The sequence below is a fragment of the Neobacillus drentensis genome (assembly GCF_036966985.1).
Taxonomy (GTDB): Bacteria; Bacillota; Bacilli; order Bacillales; family Cytobacillaceae; genus Neobacillus; species Neobacillus drentensis_E.
In genome coordinates this window covers 2325-10875 of sequence record NZ_JBALSN010000148.1, presented here as the reverse complement: position 1 = coordinate 10875, position 8551 = coordinate 2325, and the positions used below count along the sequence as shown (strand labels likewise).

At 39.8% G+C, this 8551-nt stretch carries 7 protein-coding genes and 1 pseudogene; all 8 read left to right on the top strand.

Annotated features, from left to right (window positions below; genetic code table 11):
- Positions 1-2993, top strand: a pseudogene (locus V7659_RS10325) (PolC-type DNA polymerase III); the annotation flags it as partial.
- Between the two features lie 215 nt (positions 2994-3208).
- Entirely contained in the window at positions 3209-3679 is a 471-nt protein-coding gene (gene rimP / locus V7659_RS10320; RefSeq protein WP_026566466.1) for a ribosome maturation factor RimP, read from the top strand.
- Positions 3680-3714: 35 nt separating this feature from the next.
- On the top strand, positions 3715-4836 hold the full coding sequence (gene nusA, locus V7659_RS10315; RefSeq protein ID WP_335539899.1) for a transcription termination factor NusA: 1122 nt from the start codon (positions 3715-3717) through the stop codon (positions 4834-4836).
- Between the two features lie 19 nt (positions 4837-4855).
- Positions 4856-5128, top strand: a complete 273-nt coding sequence (gene rnpM, locus V7659_RS10310) for an RNase P modulator RnpM (RefSeq protein WP_144549055.1) — start codon at positions 4856-4858, stop codon at positions 5126-5128.
- Positions 5129-5136: 8 nt separating this feature from the next.
- Positions 5137-5439: a YlxQ family RNA-binding protein gene (locus tag V7659_RS10305; RefSeq protein ID WP_026566469.1), complete on the top strand. Its 303-nt coding sequence runs from the start codon at positions 5137-5139 to the stop codon at positions 5437-5439.
- Between the two features lie 19 nt (positions 5440-5458).
- Positions 5459-7783 carry a translation initiation factor IF-2 gene (infB, locus tag V7659_RS10300; protein ID WP_335539895.1) on the top strand — a complete coding sequence of 775 codons (2325 nt, stop codon included), beginning with the start codon at positions 5459-5461 and terminating at the stop codon, positions 7781-7783.
- Complete coding sequence (locus V7659_RS10295; protein ID WP_335539893.1) at positions 7780-8061, top strand: DUF503 domain-containing protein; 282 nt, start codon at positions 7780-7782, stop codon at positions 8059-8061. The genes infB and V7659_RS10295 overlap by 4 nt, the downstream gene beginning before the upstream one ends.
- Before the next feature lie 17 nt (positions 8062-8078).
- Complete coding sequence (gene rbfA, locus V7659_RS10290) at positions 8079-8450, top strand: 30S ribosome-binding factor RbfA (RefSeq protein WP_026566472.1); 372 nt, start codon at positions 8079-8081, stop codon at positions 8448-8450.
- Positions 8451-8551: the final 101 nt, after the last annotated feature.

The following is an 8551-nucleotide window of genomic DNA, read 5'->3' as shown; positions in this document are numbered from 1 at the left end:
GCCGTGTATAATACAATTATTGAGCTTGCTGCTGTGAAAATACATGATGGAGAAATCATTGACCGTTTTGAATCCTTTGCCAATCCACATCATCGTTTATCGGCAACAACTATTAACCTCACAGGAATTACCGATGATATGGTCCAAACGGCTCCGGAAATAGAGGAAGTTCTTCGGAATTTTAGTGTGTGGGCTGGAGATGCTGTACTTGTAGCCCATAATGCTTCCTTTGATATGGGTTTCCTCAATGTCGGATATAGAAAAATAGGCTATGACAAGGCAAAGAATCCTGTTATTGATACACTTGAACTTGGACGTTTTCTCTATCCTGAGATGAAAAACCATCGTCTAAATACACTAACTAAGAAGTTTGATATTGAATTAACCCAGCATCACCGAGCAATATATGATGCTGAGGCCACTGGTTATTTACTTTTGAAAATGTTAAAAGATTCACTTGAAAAAGGAATCGAATATCATGATCAATTTAATGATAACATGGGTAAAGGCAATGCCTACCAACGTGCTCGTCCGTATCACTGTACATTATTAGCTCAAACTCAAGCAGGTTTAAAGAATCTGTTTAAACTTGTATCCATTTCCCACCTCGAATACTTTTATCGTGTCCCTCGATTGCCTCGATCTGTTTTACAAAAATACAGAGAAGGGATTCTTGTTGGCTCCGGATGTAATAAAGGAGAAGTATTTGAGGGGATGATGCAAAAATCTCCTGAGGAAGTGGAAGGCGCTGCCCGCTTTTATGATTACATTGAAGTCATGCCAAAGGAAGTCAATGCACCGTTAATTGAAATGGAATTGGTGAGCGATGAAAAAGCAATGGAAGACATTATTTCGAAAATCGTTAACTTGGGAGATAAATTAGGACTTCCAGTCGTTGCCACAGGAAATGTTCATTACCTTAACGAAAATGATAAAATTTATCGCAAAATATTAATTAATTCGCAAGGGGGAGCTAATCCGCTCAACCGTCATGAACTTCCAGATGTACACTTTAGAACAACCAATGAAATGCTGGATGCTTTTTCTTTTTTAGGAAAAGAGAAGGCAAAAGAAATAGTCGTCACAAACACAAATAAAATTGCTGATATGATTGAAGTCATTAAACCAATTAAAGATGATTTGTATACACCGAAAATTGAGGGTGCCGATGAAGAAATGCGTGAAATGAGCTACGCAATGGCACGTAAGATTTACGGTGATAATTTGCCAGAAATTGTTGAAGCCCGGTTAGAAAAAGAATTGAAAAGTATTATTGGGCATGGGTTTGCCGTTATTTATTTGATTTCACATAAGCTAGTAAAAAAATCATTGGATGACGGCTACCTTGTAGGTTCAAGGGGGTCCGTCGGTTCATCACTGGTTGCGACCATGACAGAAATTACCGAAGTCAACCCACTGCCTCCACATTATGTATGTCCAACGTGTAAGCATTCAGAATTCTTTAATGATGGATCGGTTGGATCTGGTTTTGATTTACCTGATAAAGATTGCCCGCAATGCGGTGGGAAATACCATAAAGACGGACACGATATTCCGTTCGAAACGTTTCTTGGATTTAAAGGGGACAAGGTTCCCGATATCGACTTAAACTTCTCGGGAGAATACCAGCCGCGTGCCCATAACTATACGAAGGTTCTTTTCGGAGAAGAATATGTTTATCGTGCAGGGACGATTGGTACGGTTGCAGATAAAACAGCTTTTGGTTATGTGAAGGCATATCAGCAGGATAACAATCTTCAACTCCGCGGGGCAGAAGTAGAACGACTTGCTTCAGGCTGTACAGGTGTTAAAAGAACAACGGGACAGCACCCGGGGGGGATTATTGTAATCCCTGATTACATGGATGTTTATGATTTTTCACCGATTCAATTCCCAGCAGATGATAGAAATTCAGAATGGAAGACCACCCATTTCGATTTCCATTCCATCCATGATAATGTCTTAAAGCTCGATATTCTTGGGCACGACGACCCGACCGTCATTAGGATGCTTCAGGACCTGAGCGGGATGGATCCAAAAACAATTCCAACTGATGACCCTGAAGTTATGAAGATTTTCAGCGGCACCGAGTCATTAGGCGTAACAGAACAACAGATTATGTGTAAAACGGGGACATTGGGGATCCCTGAATTTGGTACGCGTTTTGTTCGTCAGATGCTTGAAGATACAAAACCTACTACTTTTTCTGAATTAGTCCAAATCTCAGGCCTGTCACATGGTACCGATGTATGGCTGGGGAATGCTCAGGAATTAATCCATAATAAAACATGTAATCTAAGTGAAGTAATTGGCTGCCGGGATGATATCATGGTCTACCTTATTTATCAGGGATTGGACCCATCCTTTGCTTTTAAAATTATGGAATCAGTTCGTAAAGGTAAAGGATTAAGTGAAGAAATGGAAGCTGAGATGAGGAAAAACGAGGTTCCGGAATGGTACATTGACTCCTGTAAAAAGATCAAGTATATGTTCCCTAAAGCACACGCTGCTGCCTATGNNATTTCAAGGTTCATTTACCGCTTCTATATTATGCCGCTTACTTTACTGTTCGTGCTGAAGATTTCGACATAGAGGCGATGTCGCGCGGCTCAGAAGCCATTCGGGCTAAAATTGAGGAAATCAATGCTAAAGGCCTGGAAGCATCAAACAAAGAGAAAAACTTGTTGACGGTTTTAGAACTAGCCTTAGAAATGACAGAAAGAGGATTCGTATTCCAAAACTACGATTTATATAAATCTTCTGCATCTGAATTTATCATTGAAGGCAATACCTTAATACCGCCATTTAATTCGATTCCGGGTCTCGGAACGAATGCAGCCTATAATATTGTCAAAGCTCGGGAATCAGGAGAGTTTTTATCTAAAGAAGATTTGCAGCAACGCGGAAAAGTATCGAAAACCATCCTTGAATATTTGGACAAACAGGGGTGCCTCGCATCCCTTCCAGAGCAAAACCAGTTATCGTTGTTTTAAATAGGAAAATGCTTGACAAACGGCGAAGCTATTTGCATAAAATTGATGGTTATGGTATAGTTTTATTGGAAATACTAAGAAATACTCTCGTGAACAAGAGTGGGGAAACCCGCTCTTTCCTTTTTGTATACGACTTTTTTTCTTAGTATAACTTGATAAAACTTTCCGTGAACTACATACAATATGGGTGAAATTATCGGAAAAGGAGGTAAAGCATGAGCAAGGTAACGGAAGTTGTAGAAGAATTGGCTGCACCTATTTTTCAAGAACTTGGTTTAGAATTAGTGGAAATTGAGTATGTGAAAGAAGGGAAAAGTTGGTTTCTACGCGTATATATCGATAAAGACAACGGTGTTGATATTGAAGATTGCGGACTCGTTAGCGAAAAACTCAGCGAAAAACTCGATGAGCTTGATCCGATTCCCCATAACTATTTTCTTGAAGTTTCTTCACCTGGGGCAGAGCGTCCATTAAAAAAAGATAAAGACTTTCAAAAAGCAATCGGTAAAAATGTTTTTATCAAAACTTATGAACCAATCGATGGGGAAAAAAGCTTTGAAGGGACCTTATTAGAATTTGATGGACAACATTTAAAAATTGAAATGAAAATAAAGACCCGTAAGAAGACGATTGAACTTCCCTATGAAAAGGTAGCAAATGCGCGCTTAGCGGTTACTTTTTCGTAATGAAATAATAGGAAAAGATAGGGGGATACACTAAGATGAGCAGCGAATTATTAGATGCTCTTAATATACTGGAAAGAGAAAAAGGTATTTCCAGAGAGGTTATCATAGACGCAATTGAAGCAGCACTTGTTTCGGCATATCGCCGTAATTTTAATCAGGCCCAGAATGTTCGGATTGATATAAATTTACAGTCAGGATCCATGCGTGTTTTTGCTAGAAAAGAAGTGGTCGATCAAGTATTTGACCCTCGACTTGAAATTTCGGTAGAGGATGCGAGACAAATTTCACCAAATTATCAAGTTGAAGATGTTGTTGAAATGGAAGTCACGCCTAAAGATTTTGGTCGGATTGCGGCGCAAACTGCTAAGCAAGTGGTAACGCAGCGTGTCAGGGAAGCTGAACGAGGAATTATTTATTCAGAATTTATTGACCGTGAAGAAGATATTATGACTGGTATCGTTCAAAGACTGGACTCCAAATTCATATATGTAAGTCTTGGGAAAATTGAGGCATTACTTCCAATGAATGAACAAATGCCTAATGAACGTTATAAACCCCATGATCGAATCAAAGTATTTATTACAAAAGTAGAAAAAACGACCAAAGGTCCCCAAATATTTGTTTCGCGGACACATCCAGGCCTCTTAAAACGTCTGTTTGAGATTGAAGTACCGGAAATTTATGACGGCACGGTTGAAATTAAATCAGTTGCCCGTGAAGCAGGAGACCGCTCGAAAATCTCTGTTCACTCAGATAATTCTGAGGTAGATCCTGTTGGTTCTTGTGTTGGACCTAAAGGAGCAAGGGTTCAAGCGGTAGTTAATGAATTAAAAGGTGAGAAAATAGATATAGTTAAGTGGTCAGCGGATCCGGTTGTTTTTGTGGCAAACTCTTTAAGCCCGTCTAAAGTGTTAGATGTAATGGTGAATGAAAATGAAAAAGCAACCACTGTTGTTGTTCCTGATTATCAGCTTTCATTGGCAATTGGTAAACGTGGACAAAATGCCCGCCTTGCAGCGAAATTAACAGGCTGGAAAATTGATATTAAATCAGAAACAGATGCACGCGAAATTGGTATCTATCCGCGTGAAGAAACCATTAGGCTTTTTGATGATCAAGTTGAAAATGACTTCGATTATGAAGAAGAGCTGGATTAAAAAGTGAGGTGAATGATGAGTGAACCAAAAGAAAAAAGTTCCTATGCGTAAGTGTGTAGCAACCGGTGAAATGAAGCCGAAAAAAGAACTAGTTCGCATCGTTCGCTCAAAAGAGGGGGAAGTATCCATCGACCTGACGGGAAAGAAATCCGGAAGGGGTGCCTACCTTTCTAAGGACAAGGAAGCTGTCTTACTTGCCAAGAAAAAAAATACCCTATCTAATCACTTACAGGTTTCTATAAATGATTCGTTATACGAAGAGCTACTTGAGCTTATAGAGAAGGAGAATTGACAATCCAAATGAAAGAAAATCAATGGATGTCATTGCTTGGCTTGGCCAATCGAGCACGTAAAATCATATCAGGTGAGGAGCTAACCGTGAAGCAGATTCAAAGCGGAAAAGCACGACTCATTTTATTATCCGCAGATGCTTCTGCAAATACGACAAAAAAAATTACTGATAAATGTAATTCGTATGAGGTTCCATATAAATTTGTGGAAAATCGTCATCTTCTTGGCCAAGCGATTGGCAAAGAAGCCCGCGTTGTTGTAGCTGTACTGGATGATGGCTTTGCAAAAAAAATGGTAACGTTGCTCGATTAAATCTAGCGGGGGTGAAAAGATGAGTAAAATACGTGTATATGAGTATGCAAAAAAACACAACATTTCAAGTAAAGAAATCATCACAAAACTAAAAGAAATGAATATAGAGGTCTCCAATCATATGGCAACAATAGAAGACGCAGACGTTAAAAAGCTTGACGCAGCATTCAACAAAAAAGAAAACAACACACCACAACAAAAACAAGAGAATAAACAAAATGGACAGCAGTCACAACGAACGAACTCACAACCAAGTCAAGGGCAGCAACGTCAAAATCAAAGGTCTGCTCAGTCGGCTCAAAGACCGCAAGTGCAAACCAAAACGGCAAAAGCATTTGAAGAAGCGGCCGATAATAATGTTGCTCCAACGAAAGTAAAAGTGGTTTCGCCTCCAAAAGCGGTAGAAGGCAAAAAGCAAAACCAGGAAAATCAATCCAAAGAGAATAAGGTCTTCAATAATGCTGATAAAGCAAAGTCCAGACCTTATAATAATAATCAAAATCGCAATAATAATAATAATAATAAAAATAAGAAAAAGACTCATACGCCAGTTCAACAAGCACAACCACAGAAGAAAAAAGAGAAGGAACTTCCAGCTAAAATTACTTTTAGTGAATCTCTAACGGTTGGTGAGTTAGCGAAAAAGATGTATCGTGAGCCTTCGGAAATTATTAAAAAGCTCTTTTTACTTGGAGTAATGGCTACGATTAACCAGGTGTTAGATAAAGATGCGATCGAATTAATTGCAAGTGAGTATGGTGTTGAGGTTGAAGAAGAAATTAAAGTGGATACCACTGACCTTGAAGTATACTTTACTGAAGATTCAGAGGGAACTCTTGTGGAAAGACCTTCTGTCGTCACAATTATGGGTCACGTTGACCATGGGAAAACAACCTTGCTTGACTCGATTCGTAATACAAAGGTAACGGAAGGAGAAGCAGGTGGGATTACCCAACATATTGGTGCGTATCAAGTAGTTGAAAACGGCAAAAAAATAACCTTCCTTGATACTCCAGGACACGCTGCCTTTACGACAATGCGTGCACGTGGGGCTAAAATTACTGATATTACTATCCTTGTCGTAGCTGCTGATGATGGTGTTATGCCACAAACGGTTGAAGCGATCAACCATGCTAAAGCTGCTGAGGTTCCAATTATTGTCGCAGTGAATAAAATGGACAAAGAAGCTGCCAATGCAGACCGTGTTATGCAGGAATTAACAGAACATGGTTTAGTTTCAGAGGCTTGGGGCGGGGATACTATCTTTGTTCCACTATCTGCAAAAACAGGTGAAGGAATCGATAATTTATTAGAGATGATCCTTCTTGTTGGTGAGGTAGAGGAATATAAAGCTAATCCAAATCGAAAAGCTGTAGGAACTGTTATTGAAGCTCAATTGGATAAGGGCCGTGGCTCTGTTGCAACTTTACTTGTCCAAAACGGTACATTAAAAATTGGTGATCCGATCGTAGTTGGTAACACGTTCGGTCGTGTACGAGCGATGGTAAATGACAAAGGCCGCCGCGTGAAAGAAGCAGGTCCGTCCACACCGGTTGAAATAACTGGACTTAATGACGTACCGCAGGCAGGGGACCGTTTCGTTGTATTTGAAGATGAAAAAACTGCACGTCAAGTTGGGGAAGCAAGAGCTCAAACTGCATTGGTAGCCCAACGTGGTGAAAAATCGATTGTCAGTCTAGAAACGCTATTTGATCAATTGAAGCAAGGTGAAATGAAGGACCTAAATATCATCTTAAAAGCAGATGTTCAAGGTTCTGCTGAAGCCGTTGCCGCTTCATTACAGAAAATAGATGTTGAAGGTGTCAACATCAGAATTATTCATAGTGGCGCTGGTGCGATAAATGAGTCGGATATTAGTCTTGCCGCTGCGTCGAATGCCATCGTTATCGGTTTTAACGTCCGCCCAGATGTTAATGCGAAACGTGCAGCAGAAGCTGAGAAAGTAGATGTTCGTCTTCACCGCATTATTTATAAAGTTATCGAAGAGATTGAAGCGGCAATGAAAGGGATGCTTGATCCTGAATTCCAAGAGAAAATTATCGGTCAAGCAGAAATTCGCCAGACTTTCAAAGTCTCTAAGGTTGGTACCATTGCTGGGTCTTATGTGACCGATGGAAAAATTACCCGTGATAGCGGTATTCGTTTAATTCGTAACGGTGTTGTCACTTTTGAAGGTAATATCGATGCCTTAAAACGTTTTAAAGATGACGTAAAAGAGGTAGCACAAGGGTACGAATGTGGAATTACCATTAAAAACTTTAATGATGTGAAAGAAGGAGACATCATTGAAGCATATGTAATGGAAGAAATTGAACGTAAATGATCATCGGTGCTGCTGAATGCGAATGTATAATCTATGATGCGCATTCGTTAAAGGAGAAACGAGCGGTTTTGCAAAGGATCCTAACTCGCTTAAAACAGAAATTTAATGTTTCTGTAGCTGAAGTAGGCTTTCAGGATGTGTGGCAGCGGACGAAAATTGGGATCGTTGTCGTCACTTCCACTCGTGTAAACACGGAACATGAGTTGAATAATGCGTTAAAATTAATTGACTCCTTTCCAGAAATAGAGAGAACGATCACCGAGATTGAATGGCTTTAAGTTAAGAGGTGAATGTGATGAGCCACAGAGCAAATCGTGTTGGAGAACAAATGAAGAAAGAACTGGGTGACATTATCGGTCGTAAAATTAAAGACCCCCGGATTGGTTTTGTTACGGTTACCGATGTTGAAGTAACAGGTGATCTACAACAAGCCAAAGTATATATTTCCGTATTAGGCGATGAAGAACAAAGGGAAAATACTTTAAAGGGTCTAGCCAAAGCGAAAGGCTTTATTCGGACCGAGATAGGCCACCGAATTCGTCTTCGAAAAACCCCTGAGATCATCTTTGAATGGGATGAATCGATCGATTACGGGAATCGAATCGATACACTTCTTCACCAACTGCATAAGGATGAAAAGCCTTTAGAAAAAAGGGAAGAAGAATAACTGGATAGACATACGTCTATCCTTTTTTTTGATATGAACGGAAAGTATAAGTTTTGAACTTAGATTACTGTCTAGCTCCAGCGCCCTAGCGGCTATTGTCC

Bases quoted from the DNA above. Each gene is read 5' to 3' on its own strand.
- rimP (WP_026566466.1), top strand. From the start codon at position 3,209: ATGAGCAAGGTAACGGAAGTTGTAGAAGAATTGGCTGCACCTATTTTT.
- nusA (WP_335539899.1), top strand. From the start codon at position 3,715: ATGAGCAGCGAATTATTAGATGCTCTTAATATACTGGAAAGAGAAAAA.
- V7659_RS10305 (WP_026566469.1), top strand. From the start codon at position 5,137: ATGAAAGAAAATCAATGGATGTCATTGCTTGGCTTGGCCAATCGAGCA.
- infB (WP_335539895.1), top strand. From the start codon at position 5,459: ATGAGTAAAATACGTGTATATGAGTATGCAAAAAAACACAACATTTCA.
- V7659_RS10295 (WP_335539893.1), top strand. From the start codon at position 7,780: ATGATCATCGGTGCTGCTGAATGCGAATGTATAATCTATGATGCGCAT.
- rbfA (WP_026566472.1), top strand. From the start codon at position 8,079: ATGAGCCACAGAGCAAATCGTGTTGGAGAACAAATGAAGAAAGAACTG.